Origin of the sequence: Photobacterium sp. GB-210, from assembly GCF_003026075.1 — a bacterium.
Lineage (GTDB): Bacteria > Pseudomonadota > Gammaproteobacteria > Enterobacterales > Vibrionaceae > Photobacterium.
Genome location: NZ_PYNU01000033.1, coordinates 1 through 26,879, shown reverse-complemented (window position 1 = coordinate 26,879; position 26,879 = coordinate 1). Strand labels below are relative to the sequence as shown.

The following is a 26,879-nucleotide window of genomic DNA, read 5'->3' as shown; positions in this document are numbered from 1 at the left end:
AAGTTGCTGGGTGCCAATCGGTGCCTTAGTGGAGGCTTGAGCCGTATGCAGTGAAAGTTGCACGTACGGTTCTTAGAGGGACGGCACTTGGTAACAAGTGTCGTCTACTCGACATAAATGAGTTAGCCATCTCCATGGACTGTTGTGATCACCAAGCGATTCTGTCGTATCGTAATTACCAAGCGACTTTGTCATTATGCTAACTACCAAGGGAATATGTCGGGACTGAATTAGCGTACTTTCTAAAGTAATAAAACTTGCTTTAAGGGGGGCTAAGGATGTTCTACATGGATTCAAAATCACAGTTTACTGTCGATATCATTAGCAAAGTTATTGAGGGCAAAATTACCATCAATAGCGCTACTCATTTACTACAAAAGTCACGAAGGACCGTTGAGCGATACTTGCAACGTTATCGCCAAGAAGGGATTCGATTTGTGATTCATGGCAACACTGGTCGTACACCTAGTAATAAAACGCCTGATTCACTCAAAAAAGAGATTCAGCGTCTCATCTAAAGAAGTATTACGACTTTAGTCTTTTTGATATTGATCTAAATCGAACAACTTGTCTCGAATAGCCCAAAATCGACCATTCTTACGGGCGATTACAATTTCAGGTGGACGTAAACGGTGCTCGCTATTGGCAACTTTTGTTGGGGCGGTATCGGTGAATGGACGGTGACGATCCACTAAATGAGGGTTAATAAACCGCTTAAGAAACTCTTGTTTCTGGGTTTTATTAGAAAGCGTCCACACTTCGTTAATTTCATTACCTTCATCGCCGACATAAACCACTTTAAGCTGTGGTTTCTCGAATTTATTTTTTCCTGGCTCTAAGCGCATGTCGGTGCATTTCATGATCATGGCGTCTTTAAGTTTTAACGCCTCACGCAGCTTTTTATCAGGATCAACCATCACCGCATCGCAAAGGTGGCAGCGTCTTGCGGCGATATCGTTGTCAGCGCCACATTCTTCGCAGTATTTAGCACGGAAACGATAACCACATTCCTCACGCTCGCCAGTTTCATCATCTTCAAAATAGCCTTGGCAACGACGTCCATAGTGCTCAACTAAAAAGCCTGCGGGATCGAGTTTGCCCCAGAAACTGTTTTTAAAACCACAAGCAGGGCAAGGTACCATTACGACTTCACTCTCTGAGTTGGGTTTTGGATCACCCACTTCAGGTTGGTATAAATCGTAACAGTTACCCGCATACTCCAATACTAAACAGTCTTTTTTACCATCAGCTAAACGTAAGCCTCGACCAACAATTTGCTGATATAAGCTGATAGATTCTGTTGGGCGAAGAATAGCAATTAAATCGACATGTGGCGCATCAAAGCCAGTCGTTAATACTGAAACGTTAACTAAGTATTTAATCTTTTGCGCTTTGAAATCATTGATAATGCGATCGCGTTCATCAAGAGGGGTATCACCAATCACCAACGCGGCATTTTCACCGGATAAGTAGCCCATGATTTCTTGTGCGTGATTAACGGTTGAGGCGAATATCATCACACCTTTACGATCTTTGGCGTACTCAATCACCTGTTCAATGATCATTGGTGTTGCACGCTCTGATTTTCCAATCACGCTATCTAAATCGGCTTCTTTGTAGTGGCCTGTCGATGAAGGGGTAATAGATGAGAAATCATAACCAATCACTGCCATATCCATGATTTTGGGCTCGGTTAAAAAGCCTTCGTCTAATAGATAGCGAATCGGTAATTCAAAAATACAGTCGCGGAAGAAGCGATCTTGTTCAGTACGAACCTGACCTCGGGTATGGTATTTGTAAATCCAGCCCATGCCTAAGCGATAAGGTGTCGCGGTTAAGCCAAGGATTTTAATGTTTGGGTTTACGTCTTGAACGTGCTTGATAACTTTGCGATAAGCACTGTTTTCATCGTCAGGTACACGGTGACATTCATCAATAACTAATAATGAAAATTGTTCTTTGAACTTATCTAAGCTGTTTGCCATTGATTGAACAGAAGCAAACACCACTTGTTGGTCGGTTTCTTTTCGACCTAATCCAGCAGAAAAAATAGAGGCTTTTAAGCCGTAACTTTCATATTTGGCATGGTTTTGCTCTACCAACTCTTTAACGTGGGTTAATACAAGCACGCGCCCACGAGCAATACGTGCAAGCTCTGCGACGACAAGGCTTTTACCTGCGCCTGTTGGTAGGGTTAATACTGCTGGGGTGTTGTGTTTACGAAAATAGTGGATAGTCGCGTTAACACTGTCTTGCTGATAAGGACGAAGGGTATACATAGAAACTATTCTGGCGTAACTGAAAACTTAACTAGTGTACATTTAACCAGTGATTTGGCAAAGCCTTCATTCATTGTTCTCAGGTTAGGTTAGATGCGGTGTTTTGCCTCTGTCTAGTAGTGTTTGGTAACTGTTGGTAAACTTTACATACATTATGTATCAATAAGGTTTTTGTATGTTTACGAAAACGTCGAATGTTTTCCTGAAGCGAAGCTGCGCTGCGTTATTTACACTGTCTGCAACTATGATGTTGTCGGGTTGTAGTGAGCCTCCAAAGTTAGAAAAAATCGCAGGCTATGCAGAAGGCACTAGCTACCATGTGAGTTACTGGTCTAAAGATGATGTTTCATCGGCGAAGGTACAAGCCCAGTTTAATAAAGCATTAGACGCGATTGATAAAGAATATTCTACGTATCGCGGTGATTCGTATATTTCTAAGTTTAATAAAAGCACTTCAACGGAGTGGCAGCCGGCCTCGAAAGATTTTATTTATATGTTGTCTATAGCAAAGGCAATCAATAAAGAAAGTCATGGTTGCTATGATCCTACTATTCAGCCGCTATATAAACTTTGGGGCTTTCAAAGCGATAAATTAAATGTGCCAACAGCCGCCGAGATTGCAAAGGTACGTGCTGATATTGGTATTGATAAAATTGAAATAGATCCTGAACACTTACGTATTAGAAAAACCATTCCCCAGTTGCAGATTGATTTATCTTCAATGGGTGAAGGTTATGCGATTAGCCGTTTAAGCCAAATTTTAGAGTCGGATGGTGTTGAGAACTACTTGGTTGAGTTCGGTGGCGATATGAAGATTAAAGGTCATAAGCCAATGGGTGAGAAGTGGCGTGTGGCGATTGAGCAACCTGTAGCACTCAAAGACGGTATTCATCCTTATCAAATCGTGACGATTAATGATGAGAATGGTGTATCACTTAACACTTCAGGTACGTATCACCATAACTTTAAGGATGGCAAAAAAGATTACTCACATATTCTTGATGCAAGAACAGGCGCACCGATCACCCATGATCTTGTTTCCGCATCTGTGTTTGGTAATGATCCTATTCGAGGTGATGCGTGGGCTACAACTATGCTGTGTTTAGGTCCTGATGAAGGGAAAGCGGTAGCAAATGAAGAATCATTACCGGTTTACTATATTCAAGATGTTGATGGTGCGTTTAAGAACTCAAAAAGTAATGCGTTGATTCAAGATACAAACATCACATTAAGCCAACAGAAATAAAGTGTGAGTTTAGACATTTCACACGATTTTAAAATTTCTGATTTAAGCAGAAGCCTTATTTAGAGTAATTCTCTAGATAAGGCTTCGTTTTTCAACAAGCTAACTAAAATTTATACATAGTATTGAAATCTTTCTCAGTAATTATAACGATATGGGTTACCAAACTAAACGTTATATAGGAACGTTTACGTTTGAAAGGGTGGATTAATTAAAGGATTAATAGAAGCTATGGCTTAGTGGTTATAGGTTCTTTTTTATATGGATTTAACGTTAATGGAAATAAAACCAATTACCTGGCAGCAGGCAATAACAGTTCGACATCGTGTTCTATGGCCGTCTAAACCTGAGTCGTTTTGTAAAGTGGAAGGGGATGAGACAGCAACGCACTTTGGGGCGTTTATTAATAATGAGCTCGTCTGTGTGTCTTCGGTTTTTATCGAAGAAAACGTAGCTCGATTACGTAAGTTTGCCACTCTCACCGAATATCAAGGTAAAGGTATTGGTACTGTGATGATCCAAGAGATCTTTACTTATCTAAAAACGACTAATGTGGAATATTTCTGGTGTGATGCACGAACAAGTGCCATTGGTTTTTACCAGCGTTTAGGGCTGACCACATCTGGCGATACGTTTTATAAGTCAGATGTGGAGTGTGTCAAAATGGAGTGTAAGTTAAGCCCGTTGTGAAACTTTTATTAACTTAATGAGTAGATCTAGTTGCTCTTGAGCTTGATCTATTGGGTAGCCAATATTAATTCTGATGTAGTTGTCATATATAGGCAAAGAACTAAAAAGAGCGCCTTCTCTTATATCTAGTTGGTGGTCATTGACGAGTTGAGAGAACACTTCAGCATTATGATTCTTTATTTCTATCCATAGTGTCATGCCGCCATTGGGATTGCTTATTTTGATGATATTGGGGAGGTGGTGATTAAGATAGTGGCGATATTGATACATGTTGTTTGATAGGTTAGAACATTGACGTTTGATGTATTTATCATATAGCCCAGTACTAAAGTACTCGGTAATGGCATTTTGGATTTGCTGAGAGACGCCACGCGAACTTGCTGAATAATAATTACTAAATTCAGAGAAATAGCGTCCAGACAAGCACCATCCTAAGCGGTAACTGGCAGACAGTGATTTAGAAAGGGAACCACACCAAATAATATAGCCATCTTTGTCATAATATTTCGCTGGTAATGGCATTGTTTTATCATGAGACAGTTCAACATAGACATCATCTTCAATGATTGGTGTTTTGTATTGAGCTGATAGTTTGGCGAGCTTTTGTTTTTGTTCAACACTTAACGTGATTCCTTGAGGATTCATAAAAGTGGTTGAAAACAGTCCTACTTGTATATTCCCCTGTTGTAAATGATGTTCCAGTTGCTTTAAATCTATCCCATTTTGATTTGATGGAATTTCGATAACCTTCAGCTGTAAGTTAACCAGCAGATCCATATAACCACTAAAACAAGGTGAGCTAATCGCAATGGTATCGCCTGGTTTTGCAATGATTTCTAATGCGGTATTGATTGCCGACATAGCTCCTTGGGTGATCACAAGATGGCTATGATCAATTGGGAAACCTTTGGCACAGAAATGACGTGAGATTGCTTTTCTTAATCTTTCTTCACCAATAGGATCAGGATAACGATTTATCTTTAAACTATAACGTTTCAGAGTCCGAATAAAACAGCGATCTAATTCAGCAATGGTCTCACTATCAATGGGCATACATGAGACGCCCAGCACGCCATTACTTGCCCTGTAAGGCGTTTTATTTCGTCGTGGAGAGGTTGGGTAACTATCAAACTGTTTGAATTCAGGTTGAGCGACTCCCATATCTATCGAACGAACAAAAAAGCCTTGCTTAGGTTTAGCAATTATCCAGCCTTGAGATTCAAGTTCTTGATAGCAATTTACCGCTGTTGAAATGCTGACTTCATGCTGTTTTGCCAATTGGCGCAATGACGGTAATTTTGTATTAGCGACAAGTGAATGATCTCTAATATCTTCTATTATCGATTTAATAAGTTGCTGATACTTAGCCATAAATCACGTCTGTATTGGTTTTTATCTTTAAAACTGTATCTGTATTGGTTTTATTTCACAAGGGAGAATAGTGAGAGTTTAATAGAGGGCGTAGATATGAAATATGTATTAGGGGTGATTGTATTGTTAAGTAACGTGGTAATGGCTCAAACTATTTATCATTATACGATTGATTATAAACTTGATAATAGTGATACAACTTATCAATTATCTCAAAAATTGAATGAGCCTGAATTGTTAGTTTTTCCCCAGGCCAAAATCAAGACGGTACTCTCAGTATTTAAGAAAACAAATTGGCCAACAGGCGAATATCTACATATTACGTTATCGACAGAAACAGTTGATAAGCATTCAGTATTAAGTAAACGTTACGCGATAGCGCTGTGTCGTAGCAAAAAAGTAGCAGTATCAGGTAAGACTTTGCAGATCACGGTGTTACCGCCTAATGGCTGTGATCATCATTAACACTGAGATGGAAGAGGATCGCGGTCAGCTTACTAATAGTAGAACGAGCAAGGTGACGATGAAGTAAAAAGCCAACTTCCACCAGCAGAAGCATGAGGGGATTTTTTTCATGCTTTTAAGTATAGATTATTCAGTCTGTCAGTTTAGCTTGCTACGTGTATTTTGAAGTTTGAGCCAAAAGGATTCTTGGCATCGATTAGTAAAGATTTTCTTCTTTGGTGTTATTTTTCCATTGTGCGGCTGGGTAATAATTTCGTATTTGATCCAGCATTCAGGGCATACACTATCGTCCAGTATATCTAGTACTTCATCAAACTCAGTGGTTTTTAGCATCACAGTGCCATTGCTAAATGCCACACGTTCTTCAGTGTAATGAATGTTCGTTTTATTTTCTTCAAGCGTTTGCTGCTGTGTTTGTCTATCGATAATCGTAGGATCATCATCGTTAAAAGCAAGAATATAAGTAATGAGGTTATTCATCAGCAGTGTGCCATTATAGTTGATTAATAAACGGATTAGCGCTTCGTCCAGATGCGAGTGTTGAGATCTAAATCGCTTACAATATCAATGACAAACTGTAAGTCTTGGGCAATCGCTTGAACAGATTCCAGTGAATCCGAAGATGTAAACAATGCGGGCTCAAAGTGGTTTTTATGGCTACTCATCGCGATATAAATATTATTATCGATGAATGATAACGAGAGACGATTTTTAGCTTTAGTAACAAAATCGACTAGTCGTTCCATCATCGCTGGCGTTAATAAGTATCGTGCTTCAATTTGATCGCTGCTATAGACCGAAAAGTGTTGCTCAAAGTGTGGATTTTCTAGATCTACACGTTTATTTTCGCGGTTAAACAGATGAGATACGGCATCAGCAATTGCACTAATAACTGCGTTTTTCGCCGGTAAAATGAGCGTCTGACTATGGAAGTGCTTATTGGCGTCGGCAATAAATAAAATGCCATGAAAAATGGTTTCCCATTCCTCGCGGTTTTCTTTTTGATTCACGCGCTGCTTTTTAACTTGCGTCTCTAACTCTGAAAAACGCAGTGTCGTTTTACCGATTGTACCTTGGACAAAATCTTCACCACGAAAGCTATCATAACGCTGTGGAAAGAGTTGGCAGGCTTTATAATCTTGTTCGGAAACAGAGCCAAGAGGCTGATAATCAAAACTTTCATTGATGTTAGCAAGCAGGGCAGTGATCACCTTTTGTTTATAACTGACGCAGTATTGTTTCTTCTGTTTTGAAAATCGAACCAACATGAAAGTAGCAACAATGAAAGTCGCAATAATGCCCAAAGGTAGCGCATTAAAATGAAGTGCCGTTGGGATCGCGATAGAAGCCGTAATACCTCCAACCGCAAGCGCAATCTATAATTGTTTGATGACATCTAAGCGAGTGGACTCTAGCGAGGATAGCTGTGTTCTTAGCTTTTTTTCGTATAAGGCTGAAATACGATCTTCCATAGTGAAACCTATTTGTTGGGTTATTTGTTATTAAACAGTTCAGCAGCATTGACGTTTTGACGCTCTGCTTCTGGAATGTCAAACAAAGGTAATGTTGTTAGGTTCATATGATTAGCAATTATGCTTGATGGAAACATTTCTACAGCGTTATTGAAATTAGTGACAGATGCATTAAAAGTGCGTCGCGCTGCAGACAGTTGAGCTTCAATTTCATTCATGGAACGCATTACAGTATCAATATTCTCGTTAGCTTTTAATTCTGGATACGCTTCAACAGCGACGCGGAAGTGAGAGAGTGCCGTGCTAACTTGCTTGTCTAGAGCAGCTTTCGCATCTGTGCTGGTGGCATTACCCGCTTGGTTACGAAGCTCTGTTAATTCCGTTAATACCGACTTTTCATGTTGCATATATGCTTTGGCGGTTTCGATTAAATTTGGTAGTAAGTCAAAACGTTTTTTCAGCATTACATCAATGCTTGATTCGGCATTGGCGACTTGGTTCTTTTTACCAATTAAACCGTTACGTAGGCTGATGTAGGCAAGGGCAATAATAACAATAATGCCGATAATGATGGAAAGACCCATAAAATTCCTTGGTATATAATGAAAATACGTGATGTGGCGATTATAAATAAGCATGTAATTAATTGATATGCTTGTTTAATGTTATATGCGAGGCTTTATGAAAAAGCCCTGCGAATGGCAAGGCTTTAGAAGAAGTTCAATTCATGTTTTTACATAAAACGAAAGAATATCACTATGACGCGACGTGTAATGGCACTGTTTTTTCAGCAAGGTTTTTGGTCATAACACAGAACTGTCGACGTGGCACAAAGCCATGGCGTTCGTAAAAAGTACGAGCACCTGCGTTACCGATATTCACTTCCAGTGATAGGGCTTTAACACCATCGTTGATAACACGATCTTCAACTTGCGGCATTAATGATGCGCCAATGCCTTTTTGGCGCCATTCTGGCTTTAAGTAGAATTGATCAATAAATCCTACTTTTCCGCCATGTTCAAGGCTGAAGGCATAACTCACCACAAGGTGACCTGCGACACAGGTCTCACCATTTTCTTCAACTTCAATAAACCAAGCTTGTCCAAGCTCTGGTGTTGCTAATAGCTGTTTTACCGCTGTTGCTGTTTGCTCTACCTTATGCGGTAGGGCTTCGTAAGCAAATAATTCGTCAATGAGATTTAGAAAAGTATCAAGAGATGAAAGCACAGGTTTCGTTAACGAGATTTTCATACGGAGTCCCTAAGTAAGATCTATACACAACCAATTAAGCTATCAATGAACTATAGATCTGAAAGTCTGAATGTAAACGTAATCAAAAAATAAATGTTGTATTGTTCGATATGCTAATAATAGATTGTTTGCATAATAAATAGATTTGTAACCCTTCGATAATGAGACCAGAGACACGAAAAAATGTTCATATTTTTGATTGTAACCTCATAATTTTTTTATGAAGTCTCTCGGCTGAGCGTATCCTAGTATCAAAACAGAGATCAAAGCCGAGAGCCATTTTTCAACGCTTAGTGCTTTATTTCTTAGAAATTAGATAACGCCAAGTTCACGTAAACGTTCCATTAAATATTCATGTGCGGTGTATTTTTCTGAAAGTATAACGTCTGGTTTCGGGTGTAAAAACAGAGGCAATGAAATACGTGATTTTGTTTTATCTGCACCTTCTGGGTTTATCACACGGTGAGTTGTTGATGGGAAATAACCACCGGAAGCTTCTTGTAGCATGTCACCGATATTGATAATTAAATGGCCGAAATCACAAGGTACATCAATCCAACTACCATCTTTAGCTTTAACTTGTAGCCCCGGCTCGTTAGCGGCAGGCAAAATGGTTAATAAGTTAATATCTTCATGGGCTCCAGCACGAATTGCGCCTAGCTCTTCGTCGCCTTGTAGCGGAGGGTAATGCAGGATGCGAAGCAATGTTTTCTCACTGCCATCAATCATACTTGAGAGTGACTGAGTGTATTTAGTGGAAACCTCATTAGGTGAGTATTGTTCAACCCAACTTAATAATTCTGTCGCAAGTTCATTGGCTTCTTGATAGTACTGTTGAATATCTTGTTTTAGTTCAGCAGGGCATTGGCCCCAAGGGTAGTAGTGGAAGTATTCTTTAATATCTTTTTGGGTATGCCCCTTGGCGGTTTCTGAAACGTCGGTTGGAAACAGCCCGTCTTGGGTTTCTACATTAAAATGAAACGCAGTTTTTTCTTCACTATTAAAAAAGTCATACCACTTATCATAGATTTTTTGGACTAATTTTTGTTGGATAGGATGATTTTTTAGTACCCCAAAGCCGGTCTCTCGTAGGGATTCGACAAAAAGCTGCTGTGCATTATCTGCTGTGTAATCTACTGCTTCCAGTTTCATTGATATGATTCTCCAACGGTATCTTTTTATTTATAGCAATCGTTTAGCTGAGCGCCATATATTCTATTTTGGAAACAAAGATGTAACAAGGATGTGGCAGGCAAAGTTCAGAAACATAGTATCCATGAGAGGAAATAATTAATAATAGTGGTATTTATCTTGCCTACAGTTAAGTAAAGGTTAAGGGAATTGTTAACAAAATAGGATAAAAAAATGGAGAAGGCAGAAGATGAAAAAGAAATTAGCATTACTATGTTCCTGCTTATTCATTAGTATGAGCATATTCGCAGGTACGATTAATCCATTTACGATCTCGTCAAAGTATGAACAACATTATAAGGATTATAAAACCTATAGCGGTAAGGTGGTGATGCATATTCGTCGCGGTACAGAGGTTAAAATCGCCAGTGCTCATATTCATAGCGATAAACATGAAACGATTTATCAAGGCGATGTCGCGGTGAGCTTTCCTTTCACCAATGAGAAAAATCAATTCGTGGTGATAACCTCAGATAAGGTAACGGTTAGAAAAGAGCAAGATAATAGCATTACCTTGTTGGCTAATAGCATCAAGGTACATTACGAATCAAAGTAAAATTAGGACAATGAGGCATTTATCGCTTTGATAGGAGCAATAAGTTTTTAATGCATCTTTGTTATTTGGTCTTATAATACCGCTCTTTTGTAGCAATTAGCGGAGCCAGTTAATGAGGCTTGATAAATTCTTAGGTACCACATTGGGTATCACCCGTAGAGAAGCCAGTAAACTTCTTCGAGATAAAATGATTGAAGTTGATGGCGAAATCGTCCGTAGTGCTTCGTTTTCAGTCAGTGACAATAACGATGTGGAATTTAACGGTCGCCCGCTAAAGCTGCAAGGTCCTCGTTACTTTATGCTTAACAAGCCAGAAGGCTTCGTCTGCTCTCATGTTGATGACTTCAATCCAACTGTTTTTGTTTTGTTTGATGAAGTAAGCCCAGAGAAAATGCACGTAGCAGGTCGTTTAGATGGCGATACAACGGGTTTAGTGTTGTTAACCGATGATGGTCAATGGTCTCACCGTATCACTTCGCCACGTCATTTATGTTCAAAGACCTATTTTGTTGAAACGGCCGATCCAATCACTGAAGATTACATCACGCAATTTGAAGCAGGTGTACAACTTCGCAGTGAGAAAGAATTAACACGCCCAGCTAAATTAGAAATTCTTGGCGAGCGTGAGGCGTTGCTGACAATATCTGAAGGTAAGTACCACCAAGTAAAACGTATGTTCGCAGCGATGGGTAATAAAGTGGTTGGCTTACACCGTGAGCGTATTGGTACCGTTGAGCTTGATGAAGATCTCGCGCCTGGTGAGTACCGACCACTAACAGCAGAAGAAATTGCATCATTTCTAAAATAATTAGTTGGTGATGTTAATTTTATAAATTCTATGCTGTAATAATAGGCGTAAATATGAAGACTTGTTTTTAGTCTGCATTGTTTATGCCTTTTATTTTATTAGATAAATACAGAATACGTGTAGCGAAGGGGATGCGGAAAAGGAAATAGCTCTTTTCCATATTAGAAAGGTTCTGTATACGTGTTTTATCGTAAAATATAAGCTTCATATGGAATATTAGCTCATAAGAGGTGCTATGAACCAGCAAGACAGCCCAAGGTTGAGCCTGCAATTGATATTGATCCTTGGCGCAATAGCTGCGCTTACGCCTTTAGCGATTGATATGTACCTGCCCGCAATGCCGAACATTGCCAAAGACTTTTTAGTTTCTCCCAGTTTAGTTCAGGTTACATTAACCGTATTCACCGCAGGTTTTGCTTTCGGTCAATTGATTCATGGGCCTCTGGCTGACAGTTATGGCCGACGTCCAATTTTGTTACTCGGTACTATCAGTTTTACTGTTTTAACCGTATTAGGTGCGTTGAGTACGAGTATCACAGAACTGACTGTTATTCGTGTTTTACAAGGTTTTGCAGGTGCTGCCGCAGCCGTCATCATTAGTGCATTAGTACGTGACATGTTCGAGCGTGAAGAGTTTTCTCGTACTATGTCGTTTGTTACTTTGGTGATGACAGTGGCCCCCTTACTTGCCCCTATGATTGGTGGTCATTTATCGGTATGGTTTGGCTGGCGTGCGGTATTTTGGTTTTTGTCTATTTTTGCTGTCATTGTTTTACTTTCTATTGTTTTTAAAATTAAAGAAACATTACCAAAAGAAAAACGTATACCTTTCCACTTTTTATCCATTATCCGCAATTATATAAAACTACTGTCTAATCCTGTGGTTCTCGGCTTGATACTGTGTAGCGGCTTTTCATTTTCAGGCATGTTCACTTTCTTAACGGCGGGGTCGTTTGTTTACATTGATCTTTATGGTGTAAGTGTTGAAAACTTTGGCTTTTACTTTGGTTTAAATATCATTTGTTTAATCCTAATGACCAGTATAAATGGGCGTTTTGTAAGGAAAAAAGGCACCCATTGGATGTTACGCCTTGGATTAGTTATTCAGCTGTTTGCCGGTGCGTTAATTGTTATTGGTCAGTGGCTAGATTTTGGACTCTGGGGCGTTGTTATCCCTGTTATGCTATTTGTTGGTGTGCTATCGATTATTGGTAGTAACTCAATGGCTTGTTTACTTGCACGTTATCCTCAAATGGCTGGTACTGCTTCTTCATTAGGCGGCACATTCCGTTTTGGTGTTGCATCTATTGTCGGTAGTATTGTTGCGTTAATGCCAGACAGTACGGCATGGCCAATGGCAGGAACGATGGCCGTTTGTGCAGTATTGTCTGCGGGTTTTTACTGGTTCTTAGCAAAAGACGCATAAAGCATTTTATTTTTACAGATGTCGCTGAAAAAAGTACGCCAGAGAAGACTCTCTGGCGTACTTTTTTGTGATTATCGAAGGTAAATAGTAACTTTAAACACTGTTTTAATTTACCAATCGTAATGCTTCATTGGATCATCTTTACGGTAAACAATCCAACCAGTTTCGTTTTTATGTGTATCGCAAATATTGCGATAAGAAGTGTCCTGTTTAATGGTGGCATTGATGGTTTCTATAATAGAAAGATCTTTATCTTGTGGATTAATATCATCACAAGGCAATTCCCATAACATGACCCCACCTAAATGATAGTCGTCTTTAGCTAAATGGACTTTTGAGCGGATCGTGGGTAACCCGTTATAATAATGTGTCGTGTTATTCTTTGTTACAGTATCTCGGCAAGCGTAATGTTTATCTTCCTTAACTAATACACCGTAAGTGGGGGCATGGCGAGGGTAGGCAGGTAATCCTAATGTAATACGTTGCGGATCTAAGTGGCGCTCTATTAACCAGTAATTTAAAGCATTGACTGAATCTTTATAGCTTGAGTGATCTTCATTTTGCATGTCATAAGTCATTAAATGAACCGTATCAAAGGCATTTAATGCAACATCGAGATAGCCAGCACCTTTTCCATCGTCATTAGGTTTATCTTTACTGCCAATGATCGCTGCGGTGAAATATTTATCTTCTGCATGAAGCCTATCTGCTAATCGGTTAACAAAATCAGCATATTGATTAGCACCATCACCCACTTGAGGGTACTCCCAATCAAGATCAATACCGTCAAAACCGTAGGTATTTACAACATCCATCATGTCGTTGATTAGGTTTTCTCGATATTCTGGCGATGCGGCTATTTTTTCGTAAACGATGTCACGACCAATGATGTTATCGTCACTTTCATTTTTCTCGCTATCTCGCCAGCCACCAAAGGAAATAAATACTCTTCCATCAGGGTTTTGCTCTCTAAATTTTTGAATAGTGGAAGTAAGCTTATTTATTTTATCGGTAGATAGGGGAGCAACGTGTCCATCAGGGTGATATATCCCTTCTTTATCCATATTGGCGCTAGGGTTCATGAAGGCAATATTCAGATCACTGATTTCATTTGAATGCGGATTATCAAACCACTGATCATTGGCATCTTTCATGTAGCTCGCATATACCACATTACGAAACTCTGTAATCTTTGCAGGTTTTGGTTCCTGAGCAACATATCCATTATAGTCATCCGAAGAGTTGCTACTGCTGTTACATGCGGTTAGTGATGTGGCAGCAATTAAAGCGGCTAAAAGAGTGTATTTCATCTATAAACCTTATTCCTTGTTAATTGATAACGTTCACAGTGATTATTCACAAATATATATTCACCACCTGAATGAGTGTCACAAAGCATTTTTCTTTAAAAGTAATGTTATATTGCAATTTTAAATTTGTATTTATTATAATAAACCGAGTTAATTGTATTGATGAGCTTTATTTTGCAGATTAATATTCTGTGTTGGTTGGTTAACTCCATCTTAATTGATAGATAAAACCAGCTAATATTTTCAATACATTGCTGCTTTTTTATTAGGGTATAACTCGTTATCATTGGCACCTATCTCACCTGACAGTAGCGTACGATAAGTGGAAATTTCTAACAGGAACCTTGGTTCTTGGTTAAACATTCGTAAGCTTGTTTTTAGCCGTATTTATTTTTGATTTTCTAAAATTATGACTTCTTTTTATAACGAAATTCTACATGTGGTAACGGAAGGGTTATCAACTCTGGTTACTGCGCAAGAGTCTGGTAAAACCCAGAAAAACCCGGTCAGTGAGACGGTTTTTTTAAGCGCGTGGGTGACGAAGATGATCAAACAACAATGTTTTGATCACTGTGTGTCTAAGACATTACTGCAATGGCAGAAACAATCTCGCACAATGGGCAAAAATGCGCAGCTTAAAGTACAATTTGAGCGTATTAAAAATACCCTTAGTGCGTTAAATGATGCTGATGGTCATTCAACGGTTATTACCGCTGAGCTAATAGATGATTTCTATCGTGTTGTAGAAGCCGCAGATTGGTTAGTGACTAACGAGTATGAAGTGAACCGCAAAGTGTCTCATCATACCGATGGTCAAGCATCATTAGTGGTGTGTGCTGCGCAATACAAGTCTGCGATGAATGAGCAGGGTACATTAATAAAACCCCTTTCTTTTTATATTCGTGGTAATGCGCAGCAATTTATCGATTTGGCTTACCAACAAGGTATCTTGCTGTTTAAGATCACCGACTACAAATCTAAAGTGAAATTCCACGGTGAGTATGTGATTTATCCTGATAATGCTGGTACACATTTACCTGAATTACCCACTGTGACGAATTAATCGCTTACAGAAAAAAAGAAAAGCCGCATAAGACTCTTTTAAAAAGATGACCTTATGCGGCTTTTTTGTTAAGAGAAGTTAACTTTACGGTGAGTTTCAACTCACTTGTCGATTAACTTGCTGTTGCGTTTTCACTGGTTTGTTTATTGGCTTTTGCCGTGATCAATTTTAATAGTACAAGTACAAATGAACCACCACCACAAACCAGTAATGTTAATGCTAGATTGCCGACATGTGCGACATGATCTAGGCCAAAACCGATGATTAAGTAATAGAACAAGCCAAGTAATGCACCCGCTGTTCCTAGGTGGTTTCGGTAATTGATTAAAGCAGTACTTAACAAGTTAGGTAATGTTAAACCAAATGACAGTGATACCAATGCCATTGGAATGAAGAACCAAACAGTTTCTTGTAGTAAGTAAACACCTAAACCAGCTGTCAGCATCATTAATGTCGATAACATTACGATGAGTTCACCGCGAATATGTAGGCGTATCAAACGAATATTAAGTAGTGAACCTAAAATTGAGCCAGCAGCTAAAACAAAGCTAGTATTACCAAAAAACTTAACGCTAGCTCCTAAGTGTTCAAACATAAATGGTGCAATGCTGTAGTAAGAGAACAGGGCAATATTTGCCAGCCCTATCATTAATACGATATACCAAATATGGCTGTCACGGAGCATTTTATTTGCCACTAAAAACAAGCTATCACGTTTAATGTGGTTTGGTTTTGTCTCTGGTAATGCAAAGCCACCCCAAAGTAATAGTAGTGATAACATGATCACCATAGCTGCGAAAACCCAAGTATAGCCACCGTGAGCCGTCAACCAGCTACCAAGTAACATACCAATCACAGGGCTAAGACCAATACTTGTTGACGCAATAGAGAAGATTCTTGCTAAACTCGCGCCTTCAAAGCTATCTCGTAAAATGGTTTGGGTACATACAGAGCCAACAGCTGCACCAAAAGCACACGCACCAAAACCGTAAAGTAACCCCTGAAATGTTGGTGCAAAGTAACAAAATAGTGCGGCAGCAATACAAATTGCTAAACCTAATAGGGTTGATAAACGACGTCCAATCACATCACACATGGTTCCCCAGAATACGACGCCAACGGCAAAGACCATAAAAAAGATCGATAGCGCTTGAGCTGCATCTGAGGTGGTTACTGAAAAGTGATTCTTAATCGATGTTAGCGCTGGGCTATACATCGTCTCTATGAGCTGTGGAAACATTAACAGCGAAATCGCTAATAATGTCGAGATTGTTTTTTTATTCATGACTTCCTCTTTGACGCTTGATCATCCACCGACGAAAGGCAAAAAACCGATATTGTTCAGTGGATGATACGTATTACTGCCATCGCTAATTCGTGAAGTGCGAGACTGTTATTTCAATGATGAGAAGTATATAGTGTTCATGGGTGGTGTAATATTAATATAAGAACAACAAATGTCACTTTAAGGACAGGTTGCAGAAAGGAGCTGCTAATATGGCTTATATTCGAATGGAAGATCAGTTTTGTGCTGATGATTATCATGGTCTTGTTGTTGGGCTTGCTGCTGATTTAGCAGAGCATGATTCTGGTTATCACACTCATAGCAAAGATCAGTTATTGTTTTCTCATCATGGTTGCATGGTCATTAGTTTAGATGGTGTCAAGTGTGTGTTGCCGCCAATGCGTGCAGCTTGGATCCCAGCAGGAGTGGAGCACAAAGCACAAACATCCAATGTTACGCAATACCGTTCTTTGTATTTTGACCAAGATTTACAACCACAATTGCCGAGAGAACTAAAAATATTTGATATTAATCCTTTAATGTCGGCATTAATGGAGCGTATGGCGTTTTGGGCGTTTGATAAACCCAATAATGAGCAAGTTAATTCGGTGAACCTCTTAATTGAAGAGCTCAACCTTGCGAAAGATAGTCACTTGAATTTACCTATTCCAGCCGATCCTCGTTTATCCTCATGGTTAGCTGATATTGATGATGAGGGGTTTGTTGCTCCATCATTAGCAGAACTTAGCCTTATCGTAGGAGCGAGTGCAAAAACCATCACCCGTATTTTTAATAAAGAAGTGGGTATGCCATATCAAAGTTGGCGCCAACAGTGGCGTTTATTAGCCGCTATTGAATTGCTGTCATCAAATTGGCGAGTGACAGATATTGCTCATCGGCTAGATTTTTCAAGTGATAGTGCTTTTATTCGTTTTTTTCATGATAAGGCTGGCGTTACACCCTCTAATTTTATTACAGAGTATAAGTAACAATTTTCGATGTTCTTAAACTGTCTGCTTTATTTGGTCTTAACTGTGACGAGCAAAAAAATAAAAACGTTATTCATATAAGGTAAGCTACTTAAATAATCGTTTGAATTGACGCCATCCTTGACCTGATTTTTGCGAAAGAATTACCATTGGTGAACATAAATAACGCCTTCATATTATTTAATATATTTTCCGTACTAGGTTCTCATCCTTGTCGTTTTGCAGTTGAATCTTCATCTCGCTAAGGCATGATATATTTATCAGTTATTATTGTTTTTCATATCAAGACACATTGAGCAGATAACGATAATCATTATTCAAGGCTAACAGACATATATGGATATTTATGCTTGCTTGTTGTGCTGAGCGCGAAGAGTTTCATCACTCAGCGCCGTTAGTTTTATCATTTGATGAAGCCTTAACCTTTTTTCCTTTTCAGCTTGAGTTCTATGACTGGCATGACTGTCTTGCTATGTATCGAGCATACCCAGATGGGCACCGGGAACCGTTAGAGGGGAGCTGTTCATTCTATATTGAGCACATCGAATCATTAGAAGGGGGGAAAGCATGGGTAGATAGCATTCCTACTGGTTTAGTTGAAAAAGCCCGAGGCTATGCTGAATTTGGGGTGTACATGCTCAAGATTGCAGCAATGAGTCAGAAAGCCCGAGAGCTATTACTCCAACGTCCTACCTTATTGTATTTGGTATGCGAACAATATCCGTTAGATCAAGATGAAGTGTTAGCACTGTGCGAATTAGGTCAACGTGAAATCCTTACTCAACTTGGCTTAGCTTCGAGTCGTTCAGCATTGCGTTTTCTTGATCGGATTGAGAGTGATTTTTCAACCCGTTCGATTGTGATTATTATTCACCGCTTGCTCGATCCTGAATTGATGTCGTTTCAACTGTTTAAACATTATAAAACGATCACTAACTTAACCTTGCAGATCTATCTGCAATGGCCAACGTTAACAGGTACGCCGCTTGGACGGCATATAGCGCAAACCAATCAGCGTGAACGTTTTCAAATTAATCAAATTTTATCTGACGTTTTCCAGCTTGCTTATCGCGTATTAGATGTTGATTCAATCAAGCGTATTCATGCAGTGACTTCTTATGAAGAGTTACGAGCGTTACACGACAGGTGGGTGGTGGCGCAACACAGTATCAATTTTGTGCCCGATGCTAATTCCAATAAGCCTTACGTGATCCCTTTTGAAGGTAATAACAACATTGTACCTATTCGCGATTATCAAGAACTTGAACAAGAGGGGATTGAACAAAACCACTGTGTGGCGATTTATCACAACCGGATCATTAAAGGCGAATATTTGGTTTATAAAATGTTCATGCCAGAGCGTGTTACCATTGGTTTAAAACGTCATTATTTCGTTAATGGACGAGTTAGTGGGATATATACAGTGGATCAAATCCAAGCCCGTAATAATAGGATGCCATCTTCTGAAACATTAGAGGCTGTTTATGGTTGGTTAGACAGTATGAAGTCAGCTAAGCCATAATACGGGTTGAATTTATTGGGTTACTCTTAAAGGAAAGCAATGCGGTTACTTCATTCGATAAAACGTTATGCCCCAACAGAAGAAAAAGCACCGCATTCTCACGACGATTTTGTACAACTTTTTTATATCCACCAAGGTTGCGGTATTGCTAGAACAGAGGATAAAAGCATACTGGCTGTTAGTGGACAACTTATTTGGGTGCCCCTAAATCACCGTCATCACTTGAAAGTGTTGAAAGATACCAGCTTAAGTATTATTCATGCTTCACCAGATGTTATTCCTCATTTTTACAATGAGATGGCGATCATCTCGACCAATCGCTTAATGGTGCAGGTGATGGCAGAAATTGAGTCGCAAGACATTGGCTGTGAGCAAGGTGCTGACAGCAATAGCGATGTTCAACACCATTATTTAGCGGTATTTCTCGATCAACTCAAGAAACAAAATTACCAGAGCGATGCTTATCAAAGTAATCATGATATTGATAAACGCTTGTTGCCGATTATTGAAGCGCTGACTATTGAACCTGATATTAAACTGTCTTTAGACCGTTTTGCTGAGCACTGTGGTGCATCTTCTCGTACTCTCAATCGTTTATTTATCAGCACATTTGATCAACCATTTCGCGAAATAAGACAGCAGTTGGTTATGGCAAAAGCATGGCAGTTGAGTCGCGCAGGTGTCGCGCATACAGATATCGCATTAGATTTAGGTTACAACAGCTTATCTGCCTTTTCTCATGCCTTTAATCGTTTTAAACAACACAAAGCTAGCCAGAAGTTGGCGAAAAATCACAACTCGTTGTCGCTAGTTCAACAACAAGACTAAACACATCTGTTTAAGATAATGACATCAATTAAGGAGATTGTTGTCATGTCTTTACTACGTTTACTTTCTATCAGTTTATTAATGGCGTGCAGCTATTTCTTCGCCTCTGATATGTATGCACCTAGCTTACCTGTAATGTCTAAGGCATTGAATGTGTCATCGACAGCAGTACAACAAACGGTGAGCACGTTTTTCATTGCGTTAGGTTTAAGTCAATTAGTGTGCGGCGCTGTCGCAGAACGCTTCGGTCGTCGTCCTATCGCGATATTAGGTGCGGTGATATTTATCATCGGCTCAGCGCTTTGTTTACACGCTGATCAACTATCAGGTTTAATTATTGGACGTGCCGTACAAGGTATGGGTGTTGGGGCGTTGTTTTTATTATGCCGAACCATAATGCAAGACTCATTAACTAAAGAGCAGTTAGTGGATGTGATGTCATGGTTTAGTATTTTATTTATGTGTTTACCCGCGTCGACACCTGCAATTGGTGGCTATTTAGAAAGCCATTTTGGCTGGCATAGTAGCTTCTGGTTTATGTTGGGGTTAGCAGTACTGCTATTTGTGGTTATTGCCTTAGGTTTAAAAGAAACCCACTTAGAAAAGAATATTCATGCGACAAAACCAAGGGTTGTTGCTCGTGATTACTCCATGATTGCAACTAATCCGCAGTTCTTACGCTATTTAATCATGATGGTGATGGCGAATGGTGGTGCGCTGGTGTTTTATTTGATGGGGGCGTTTATTGCGAATGAACAATACCATTTACCTGTGCAATATTTTGGTCTGTCTTCATTGTTGCTAATTGGTTGTAGTTTGTGCGCCCGTATTTTTTATATTCGTTTTCTAAAATATACCACGACAGAAGGGCGAATCATTAAAGCAGCAAGTGGTCTTATGTTGCTTGGCGCGCTGACGATACTATCGAATGTGGTATTTCACAGCATGGCGACGATCATTATCGGCATGGGTATCTATTGTTTTGGCGCGGGTTTAACAACCTCTGTCGTGGCTGTCAGTGCGCTGTATTTATTCCCTAAGCATAAAGGACAAACGGGAGCACTGTTTGGCTCATTACAAATGGTTGGGATCTTTACGTTAACCTTTATTGTGAGTCATTTAGCCAGTGTTGAATGGGTGATGGCATGTGTACTTACAACGATGGCATTACTTAATATGTCTGTACAACGCTGGTGGAATGATAATTCTGTCGTGTTGGCAAAAGCGTAAATAAAAAGCGCCTATTGGCTTGAAGGCTAATAGGCGCTTTTATGTATGCAGATTAATCTAAATCGCTACGTTTTAGGATCAAATTAGGATTCGGGCAATTATCTTGGTAAAAATCAAACTGCTCAGGATCAATCACACCAGGATAATCATTACTGTAATCACCCATGTTTTTGATGATTTGAAAATGCAGATGAGGCGCCCAACCCCCATTTTCTTCTGTGTTACCCACAGCAGTAAATTGTTGGCCTCGACTAATATGCTGACCAACAGTTAATTGCGATAAATACTCAGTCGCTGTATGTCCGTAAAGAGTATAAAAAACATGCCCATCGAGCGCGTGTTTTAAAATAACAGTAGGGCCATAGTCACCGTTTGCTGCATGATTTGCGATACCATAAACTTCACCATCAAGTGGGGCATAAACAGGAACGCCAGCAGGCACGCCTAAATCAATCGCCATGTGAACAGTACGATTAGGAGAGTCGGAAAAGTTCTCTTTATCTTGATAAATCAAGCGGTGTTCAGCATATCGACCAATGACTATTTGTGCATTGGTGGCAATGGCTTGTTTTACGATTTCATCAGCGAAAGTATGCTCGTCATTTACTTGCTGCCATAAATGACTACTTGGTGTTAAATCGACAACGTATCCTGTACCGAATTGTAATTCTTTGGGTATCACAGGATGAAACTCATGTGCACTGAGTACATTTTCGAAAGGGGTTTTCGTTTGTGTCATGCTGCTTCCAAATCTGATTGTGTGTTTTTATTCGTGCTCTTCGTTGGTACCACCACCATTGCGGCAAGATAGCCGATGACAGCAATCCCCGTTGGTAATAATAAGTGCACATTGACCATCATAGCAGTCAAATAACCAGTTAATGTCCACGCCAAGCCAACCATTGCACTAGAAAGCGCCATAGCCCAACCTTGATCAATATCACTCGCACGATCTGAAAGGGCTGTGATGTAAAGAGGAAAACATAACGCAACCATGGATGCTGCAAAGATCATCGCAACCACATGAGAGGTCGGGGTTGGAGTGATCGCAAGTAATAACATGCCAATGGCAGATAATGCTGTTGTTGTACGTAGTGCTGAATTAACAGAAAAACGCGATAAGATCAGACGTGGCAATAGTAATAGTGAGAGGATCATTACAACGCCAATTCCCATCATAAAGTATTGGTAGAATTCACTTTCTACCGCAATATTCCATTTCTGCGGGAAGATAAACGCAATGTTTTGGAAATAGAGGCTCCAGCTAAATTGGCAAATAAAAACGATAAACAAACAGTTCATTAAGCCTTTTTGACTACGTTTTAACGGTTTTACGAACGAGAAAGGGTTTTCTGTTTTTACAATGTGTTGAGCAGGTAAACGCACCACAAACATCAAGATTAAACTGATAAGTGCAATGACGAGGCAGGCATAAAATGGTGCTTGAGCGCCATAACTAGATGATAATTTACTGCCAAGTGCTGGGCCAAATGACATGGCTGCTGTCATAACTACGGCAACTAAACTCATCAATGTTGCTTTGTTTTTCCCTTCGCTGTTATCAGCCAAAATCGCTTGTGCAATAGGTTGGCTTGCCGAGCCTAAGCTGTTGATCATATTACCGACAAACAAAATGATCACCGAGCTAACCACAATCGCATAAATCGGTAAGGCGAAACCAATAGCTGCAATAATCAAACAAATGGCAATCACGGTCTTACGACTGAACTTATCGGCAAAACGCGCAATAAAAGGGGTAAAGAACATCGAAATAAATGGGGCGGCAGACATTACTGTACCAAACAACATACGACGCTGTTCAATTGGCATACTCTTGGCAAATTCCAACGAATGATCAGTTAAAAATAAGCTGACGTATGCGGGGATCGTAATAAAAAATCCGGCAGATCCAAGAAAGATAATGATGTATAGCGTTATAAGCGTAAATAAGGGCAGCTGTTGAGCGGTGCGGTGTTGGTTGTGCATCTTATTCTCCCAGTGAATATGCGCGCTATTCTAATTCTCTTGGGGTAATTGGCAAACACTATCGTTAAGTTTTGAAATTAATTTTTAACAATTATTGGTAAAAAGCAAACTCATGCAACTGAAAGTAATTCGTATTCAGACACTTGCCATTAACTCCGTTTTGTTTTGAGTTATCTACTGTCTACATTAGTAAGAAGCTAAGTGAGTTAGCTTCTTTTGGCGGAAAGTTTCCCTTAGCTATAGTTACCTGAGGGAGTTTCGAAGTAAGTTTTAAAAATATGTGTCCTTATACAATCTAATATTCATTAACTTATTGATGGAAAATTTAACTGTAATCGAAAAGGCTGCATGATAGGTGTTTTAAAGGCGGCTAAAAGTCGTATAAAGTGTTAGCCGATAACCCGGAATTTGAGTTATGGAGAACAGAGTGAACGTAAGGAAAGCGAACAAAAAAGACTCCGGTAAGTTACTAGAACTTATTGGGTATAAAGCTGAGTTTGACCGAAGTATGAAAGGGTTCAACGGCGAAATCTCCACAAATAAAGGCAAGATTGAACGAACGTTATTTGGCGACGTTCCGTTTGCTCACGCTTTGCTATTGGAAGTCGACGGCAAAGTTCTGGGTTTCGCCTTATTTCATTACCGCTATTCTTCCTTCCGAGGTGAGCCATCTATTTGGCTTGATGACTTGCTAGTTATTGGTAGGCATAGGTCAAAGGGGTATGGTGCCGAACTTATGCATGCTTTGAAAATTGAAGCAGGAAAGTCGTTAGCTTCTCACATTTCATGGACAGCTAGCCCCTACAACACCAAAGCCCATAATTTCTATAAGAAGCTAGGCGCAGAAGTTGAACGGATGGATGGTCAGCGTCCGTATTTCCGTTGGGCAATGTACGACTAACAAACGGTCAAGAAATCAAAATACCTTTCATAATCTGACAGAATCACTTGGTGATCACATCTGAGTTAGCTACTAGGCTAACTCATATTTGCCCCAAAACGTGTTAGATCAAATACTCATTCATATCGTGTTAACGTGGTTTTGGATTAGTTTTATTTACTGTGTATATCAACAGTTATAATGAAACGTGGTGATTTTATCGTTTGAGTTCTGTTTTTAATAAGAAATATTTCTTGTTAAAAACAGAAGTGAAATCATAACCAATTGAAAATTATATCATTTAATGTTTCAGTTTGTATTTAATAAGACTGATCAAATACATTTCTTACTTTTTACACCCTCTTTTAAATCTTTAAATGTAAAAAATTGCCAGTAAGTTCATAATATGTAAAGATTATATCGAGTATGGTAAAGGTATTTTATGCGTGTATTTTTGCGCGAAAGTAAGAATGCTTATTAATATACTGTTAGGCGAATGGAGGCATAATGAACTACGAGAATGACGTTTTTAGAATTAGGGAGCTTCGAGAAACTGATGCAGACTCATTGTTTAGTTTGTACTCTGGCTCAATTTCTTCTGCAAAGTACATTTCGACATTGCCTCATGATACGGTGGGAACTACGCTCTCAAAAATTCAGCAATGGAGAAAATCCTATTTGGAAAGCCGTCCCAAAGTGCTAGTTTATGGTGTCGCAGAAAGCCAAAATGACTTTGTGTTTGGGGTGGTTGTGTTTGTGTTCAATGAACAGCATGCTGAGATCCATTTTGGTATATCAGACAAATTTAGTAATCGTGGAATTGCGACGCAATTGTGTCGTACTGGCTTGGAATATTTAAACAGCTTGGGTATCAAGGAAGTAAGAACAAATCCATTTGTTGGGCACATAGCAAGTGTAAGGGTTTTAGAAAAGTCAGGTTTTTCAAATCATGGAACGCTAAAAAACTATGCGCGTTTTCCAACTTTAGGTGACGGTCTTTTCAATTGTGCAGATATGCGCATAAGCCTTTGAAAATTCGCCTAACAGATAAGGATATGTGTTGCGAAGCCGACACCTATCCGAAGTGTTGGACAAGCCCAAGCTACCTTATTATAAGTAAATATTGGAAATATCATGAAGGGGGATGCCAAAAAGAAGTCGAGCGTTATCCTTGGTGTGAACCAATAATATTAATACCCTGATTTATAATAAAACCCTCTTTAATTCTGAAGCGTTAAAGCCATTATCCTTATTATTTAACGTCGATTATCTGGGTCGAAATATCCCCGTTAATTGCATGACATGTTGGCAGCAGGGGCAAAAGGGTTGGGCTTTTATACGTACCGTTTTATTCGGTGAGGGCAACGTCAGTTACCCAGCTAACATGAACATAAGGATCGCTTGAAGCTGTGTCTTATCATCACCACAAGCCGCAATAATGCCTAAACATGGAGATGAAACCCGGCTTTGTCTCCATCTCTCTTATCTCCATTCTCTTTCTTTTAGTACTCGTGTTATTCCTATATCAATTTAGGCGAGATATTTTTGATTTCTGCTAATGAATAAACCTGTTTATTTGTCCAGTTATAATGCAAATCGTAAATTTTGATGCTTAGACTTCGTTTTAAATAAGAAAAAATGCTTAATTATCTCAGCTTCTATTTATAAGATATTGATATATATGGTGTAACATTCATGGTTGTGTTTTTAATTCGACGGGTTAAAAACAGTTCTTACTTTTATCACAGTAAAATATAGGTTGGATGTGATTTTTTGCGACTAACACTATGAAAATGGGTGCTTTTTTAGTAAGATGTTGAATGTTAACAGTATTAATAAAGCGTAAAAGTAAGAATGCTTATTAATATACTGTTATAGCGCATTCATGCTCAAGGAGAAGAGTCGTTGAAACAAAGCAAGAGTGAATTTTGGTCAGGCGAGGAATATGATGCACAGTATGGTGAAGATTATGCTAATGAAATCTCATTTCTACGTGACATATTAACTTCCCAACAAGCGTCATCGCTTCTAGATGTGTGTTGTGGAACAGGCATCGTCACGATTCCTTTATCCAATGAGGCTTCTCATGTAGTAGGTATAGATTTTTCAGGGGCAATGGTCGAGTTCGCTATAGAAAAATCCGCAACGATAAACAATATTTCATTCTATGAAATGGATGCGACCAATTTCGATATAGGCACCAAATTTGATGTAGTCTCTATGACTGGTAATGCGTTTCAAGCATTTATCTCTGATGCTGACTTCTTGTCCATGCTAAATCAGATTAAAAATCATATGGGTAACAATGGTACATTCATTTTTGATTGTCGGCTTCCATCCCTAGAGCATCTAGAAGTAACCAGTGGTTATGAGTATTGGTCTTCATATATAAGCCCGAAGGGGGGAAAAGTTAAAGTGTACGGCTGGGACTGTGTTCACCCTCATTCCAATGATACGATGCTTCATCACATCCGTAGGGATTACGAAAGTGGTGAGCAATACCATAGTGAAATAGAGCTCAAATATCGTTCAATAGATGAGATCGTTAACTGTCTAGAAAGTGCTGGCTTACAGCTAGTAGGACATTATTCCGACTGGAAAAAGACCCCTTTTACTAAAGTATCAAATAGTATCGTGGGTGTTGTAAAAGCGCTATAACAAATAAGGATATGTGTCGCGAAGCCGACACCTATCCGAAGTGTTGGACAAGCCCAAGCTACCTTATTATAAGTAAATATTGGAAATATCATGAAGGGGAATGCCAAAAAGAAGTCGAGCGTTATCCTTGGTGTGAACCAATAATATTAATACCCTGATTTATAATAAAACCCTCTTTAATTCTGAAGCGTGAAAGCCATTATCCTTATTATTTAACGTCGGTTATCTGGGTCGAAATATCCCCGTTAATTGCATGACATGTTGGCAGCAGGGGCAAAAGGGTTGGGCTTTTATACGTACCGTTTTATTCGGTGAGGGCAACGTTAGTTGCCCGGCTAACATGAACATAAATTGGATTGCTTGAAGCAGCTTCTTT

Annotated in this window: 26 protein-coding genes and 1 pseudogene; 16 read left to right on the top strand and 11 right to left on the bottom strand. The window is 39.3% G+C overall.

Going from position 1 to position 26,879, the window contains the following annotated elements:
• Positions 1-50: 50 nt before the first annotated feature.
• A complete protein-coding gene (locus C9J38_RS21935; protein ID WP_158260233.1) occupies positions 51-203 on the top strand; it encodes a hypothetical protein in 153 nt (50 codons plus the stop codon).
• Between the two features lie 75 nt (positions 204-278).
• Positions 279-541: pseudogene (locus tag C9J38_RS20910) on the top strand (helix-turn-helix domain-containing protein); the annotation flags it as partial.
• On the opposite strand, the gene C9J38_RS20905 reads toward C9J38_RS20910, so the two are convergent.
• Complete coding sequence (locus C9J38_RS20905) at positions 534-2,279, bottom strand: DEAD/DEAH box helicase (protein WP_107208736.1); 1,746 nt, start codon at positions 2,277-2,279, stop codon at positions 534-536. The pseudogene C9J38_RS20910 and the gene C9J38_RS20905 sit on opposite strands and share 8 nt — an antisense overlap.
• Positions 2,280-2,454: 175 nt before the next feature.
• Here C9J38_RS20905 and C9J38_RS20900 point away from each other — a divergent pair, with 175 nt between their 5' ends.
• Together C9J38_RS20900 and C9J38_RS20895 are read left to right on the top strand one after the other, a co-directional pair.
• Positions 2,455-3,525 carry an FAD:protein FMN transferase gene (locus tag C9J38_RS20900; protein WP_107208735.1) on the top strand — a complete coding sequence of 357 codons (1,071 nt, stop codon included), beginning with the start codon at positions 2,455-2,457 and terminating at the stop codon, positions 3,523-3,525.
• 258 nt (positions 3,526-3,783) lie between these two features.
• Positions 3,784-4,212 carry a GNAT family N-acetyltransferase gene (locus C9J38_RS20895; RefSeq protein WP_080901998.1) on the top strand — a complete coding sequence of 143 codons (429 nt, stop codon included), beginning with the start codon at positions 3,784-3,786 and terminating at the stop codon, positions 4,210-4,212.
• Here C9J38_RS20895 and C9J38_RS20890 read toward each other — a convergent pair.
• On the bottom strand, positions 4,198-5,583 hold the full coding sequence (locus C9J38_RS20890; RefSeq protein ID WP_107208734.1) for a PLP-dependent aminotransferase family protein: 1,386 nt from the start codon (positions 5,581-5,583) through the stop codon (positions 4,198-4,200). The genes C9J38_RS20895 and C9J38_RS20890 overlap by 15 nt on opposite strands.
• A 96-nt stretch (positions 5,584-5,679) precedes the next feature.
• Here C9J38_RS20890 and C9J38_RS20885 point away from each other — a divergent pair, with 96 nt between their 5' ends.
• Positions 5,680-6,048, top strand: a complete 369-nt coding sequence (locus C9J38_RS20885) for a hypothetical protein (RefSeq protein ID WP_107208733.1) — start codon at positions 5,680-5,682, stop codon at positions 6,046-6,048.
• Positions 6,049-6,186: 138 nt separating this feature from the next.
• Here C9J38_RS20885 and C9J38_RS20880 read toward each other — a convergent pair whose 3' ends face one another.
• The 5 genes from C9J38_RS20880 to C9J38_RS20860 all read right to left on the bottom strand — a co-directional run bounded on the left by C9J38_RS20880 (position 6,187) and on the right by C9J38_RS20860 (position 9,923).
• Positions 6,187-6,528 (bottom strand): hypothetical protein, encoded by a 342-nt coding sequence (locus tag C9J38_RS20880; protein WP_107208732.1) that lies wholly within the window; start codon positions 6,526-6,528, stop codon positions 6,187-6,189.
• 35 nt (positions 6,529-6,563) lie between these two features.
• Positions 6,564-7,352, bottom strand: coding sequence for a DUF3137 domain-containing protein (locus tag C9J38_RS20875; protein WP_233218542.1), 789 nt, complete (start codon positions 7,350-7,352; stop codon positions 6,564-6,566).
• A gap of 188 nt (positions 7,353-7,540) precedes the next feature.
• Complete coding sequence (locus C9J38_RS20870) at positions 7,541-8,104, bottom strand: LemA family protein (protein WP_107208731.1); 564 nt, start codon at positions 8,102-8,104, stop codon at positions 7,541-7,543.
• Positions 8,105-8,276: 172 nt separating this feature from the next.
• The gene (locus C9J38_RS20865; protein WP_107208730.1) at positions 8,277-8,771 is read right to left on the bottom strand and encodes an N-acetyltransferase; all 495 of its coding nucleotides are present in this window, start codon (positions 8,769-8,771) and stop codon (positions 8,277-8,279) included.
• A 312-nt stretch (positions 8,772-9,083) separates the two neighbouring features.
• Positions 9,084-9,923, bottom strand: a complete 840-nt coding sequence (locus tag C9J38_RS20860) for an isopenicillin N synthase family oxygenase (RefSeq protein WP_107208729.1) — start codon at positions 9,921-9,923, stop codon at positions 9,084-9,086.
• 229 nt (positions 9,924-10,152) lie between these two features.
• Here C9J38_RS20860 and C9J38_RS20855 point away from each other — a divergent pair, with 229 nt between their 5' ends.
• From C9J38_RS20855 to C9J38_RS20845, 3 genes are all read left to right on the top strand, one after another.
• A complete protein-coding gene (locus tag C9J38_RS20855) occupies positions 10,153-10,518 on the top strand; it encodes a hypothetical protein (RefSeq protein WP_107208728.1) in 366 nt (121 codons plus the stop codon).
• Between the two features lie 112 nt (positions 10,519-10,630).
• On the top strand, positions 10,631-11,326 hold the full coding sequence (gene rsuA / locus C9J38_RS20850; protein WP_107208727.1) for a 16S rRNA pseudouridine(516) synthase RsuA: 696 nt from the start codon (positions 10,631-10,633) through the stop codon (positions 11,324-11,326).
• Between the two features lie 235 nt (positions 11,327-11,561).
• Entirely contained in the window at positions 11,562-12,752 is a 1,191-nt protein-coding gene (locus C9J38_RS20845; RefSeq protein ID WP_107208726.1) for a Bcr/CflA family multidrug efflux MFS transporter, read from the top strand.
• Positions 12,753-12,862: 110 nt separating this feature from the next.
• On the opposite strand, the gene C9J38_RS20840 is transcribed toward C9J38_RS20845, so the two are convergent.
• Positions 12,863-14,062 (bottom strand): glycosyl hydrolase family 18 protein, encoded by a 1,200-nt coding sequence (locus tag C9J38_RS20840; protein WP_107208725.1) that lies wholly within the window; start codon positions 14,060-14,062, stop codon positions 12,863-12,865.
• A 409-nt stretch (positions 14,063-14,471) separates the two neighbouring features.
• On the opposite strand from C9J38_RS20840, the gene C9J38_RS20835 reads away from it, so the two are divergent.
• A complete protein-coding gene (locus tag C9J38_RS20835) occupies positions 14,472-15,125 on the top strand; it encodes a DUF2913 family protein (RefSeq protein WP_107208724.1) in 654 nt (217 codons plus the stop codon).
• Positions 15,126-15,237: 112 nt separating this feature from the next.
• On the opposite strand, the gene C9J38_RS20830 is transcribed toward C9J38_RS20835, so the two are convergent.
• Complete coding sequence (locus C9J38_RS20830; RefSeq protein ID WP_107208723.1) at positions 15,238-16,410, bottom strand: MFS transporter; 1,173 nt, start codon at positions 16,408-16,410, stop codon at positions 15,238-15,240.
• Between the two features lie 212 nt (positions 16,411-16,622).
• On the opposite strand from C9J38_RS20830, the gene C9J38_RS20825 reads away from it, so the two are divergent.
• The 4 genes from C9J38_RS20825 to C9J38_RS20810 all read left to right on the top strand — a co-directional run bounded on the left by C9J38_RS20825 (position 16,623) and on the right by C9J38_RS20810 (position 20,979).
• Positions 16,623-17,399, top strand: a complete 777-nt coding sequence (locus C9J38_RS20825; RefSeq protein WP_107208722.1) for a helix-turn-helix domain-containing protein — start codon at positions 16,623-16,625, stop codon at positions 17,397-17,399.
• A gap of 346 nt (positions 17,400-17,745) precedes the next feature.
• The gene (locus C9J38_RS20820) at positions 17,746-18,921 is read left to right on the top strand and encodes a PcfJ domain-containing protein (protein WP_107208721.1); all 1,176 of its coding nucleotides are present in this window, start codon (positions 17,746-17,748) and stop codon (positions 18,919-18,921) included.
• Positions 18,922-18,960: 39 nt separating this feature from the next.
• Complete coding sequence (locus C9J38_RS20815; RefSeq protein WP_107208720.1) at positions 18,961-19,749, top strand: helix-turn-helix domain-containing protein; 789 nt, start codon at positions 18,961-18,963, stop codon at positions 19,747-19,749.
• 45 nt (positions 19,750-19,794) lie between these two features.
• Positions 19,795-20,979, top strand: coding sequence for an MFS transporter (locus C9J38_RS20810; protein ID WP_107208719.1), 1,185 nt, complete (start codon positions 19,795-19,797; stop codon positions 20,977-20,979).
• Between the two features lie 52 nt (positions 20,980-21,031).
• Here C9J38_RS20810 and C9J38_RS20805 read toward each other — a convergent pair whose 3' ends face one another.
• The gene (locus C9J38_RS20805; protein ID WP_107208718.1) at positions 21,032-21,718 is read right to left on the bottom strand and encodes a peptidoglycan DD-metalloendopeptidase family protein; all 687 of its coding nucleotides are present in this window, start codon (positions 21,716-21,718) and stop codon (positions 21,032-21,034) included.
• Positions 21,715-22,965, bottom strand: coding sequence for an MFS transporter (locus C9J38_RS20800; protein ID WP_107208717.1), 1,251 nt, complete (start codon positions 22,963-22,965; stop codon positions 21,715-21,717). Before C9J38_RS20800 ends, C9J38_RS20805 begins: the two co-directional genes overlap by 4 nt.
• Positions 22,966-23,380: 415 nt before the next feature.
• Here C9J38_RS20800 and C9J38_RS20795 point away from each other — a divergent pair, with 415 nt between their 5' ends.
• The 3 genes from C9J38_RS20795 (at position 23,381) to C9J38_RS20785 (ending at position 26,503) form a co-directional block, all read left to right on the top strand.
• Positions 23,381-23,866, top strand: coding sequence for a GNAT family N-acetyltransferase (locus C9J38_RS20795; protein WP_199187179.1), 486 nt, complete (start codon positions 23,381-23,383; stop codon positions 23,864-23,866).
• Positions 23,867-24,352: 486 nt separating this feature from the next.
• Positions 24,353-24,877, top strand: a complete 525-nt coding sequence (locus C9J38_RS20790; RefSeq protein ID WP_005530754.1) for a GNAT family N-acetyltransferase — start codon at positions 24,353-24,355, stop codon at positions 24,875-24,877.
• A gap of 873 nt (positions 24,878-25,750) precedes the next feature.
• Positions 25,751-26,503 (top strand): class I SAM-dependent methyltransferase, encoded by a 753-nt coding sequence (locus C9J38_RS20785; protein ID WP_158259528.1) that lies wholly within the window; start codon positions 25,751-25,753, stop codon positions 26,501-26,503.
• The last annotated feature ends 376 nt before the right edge of the window (positions 26,504-26,879 follow it).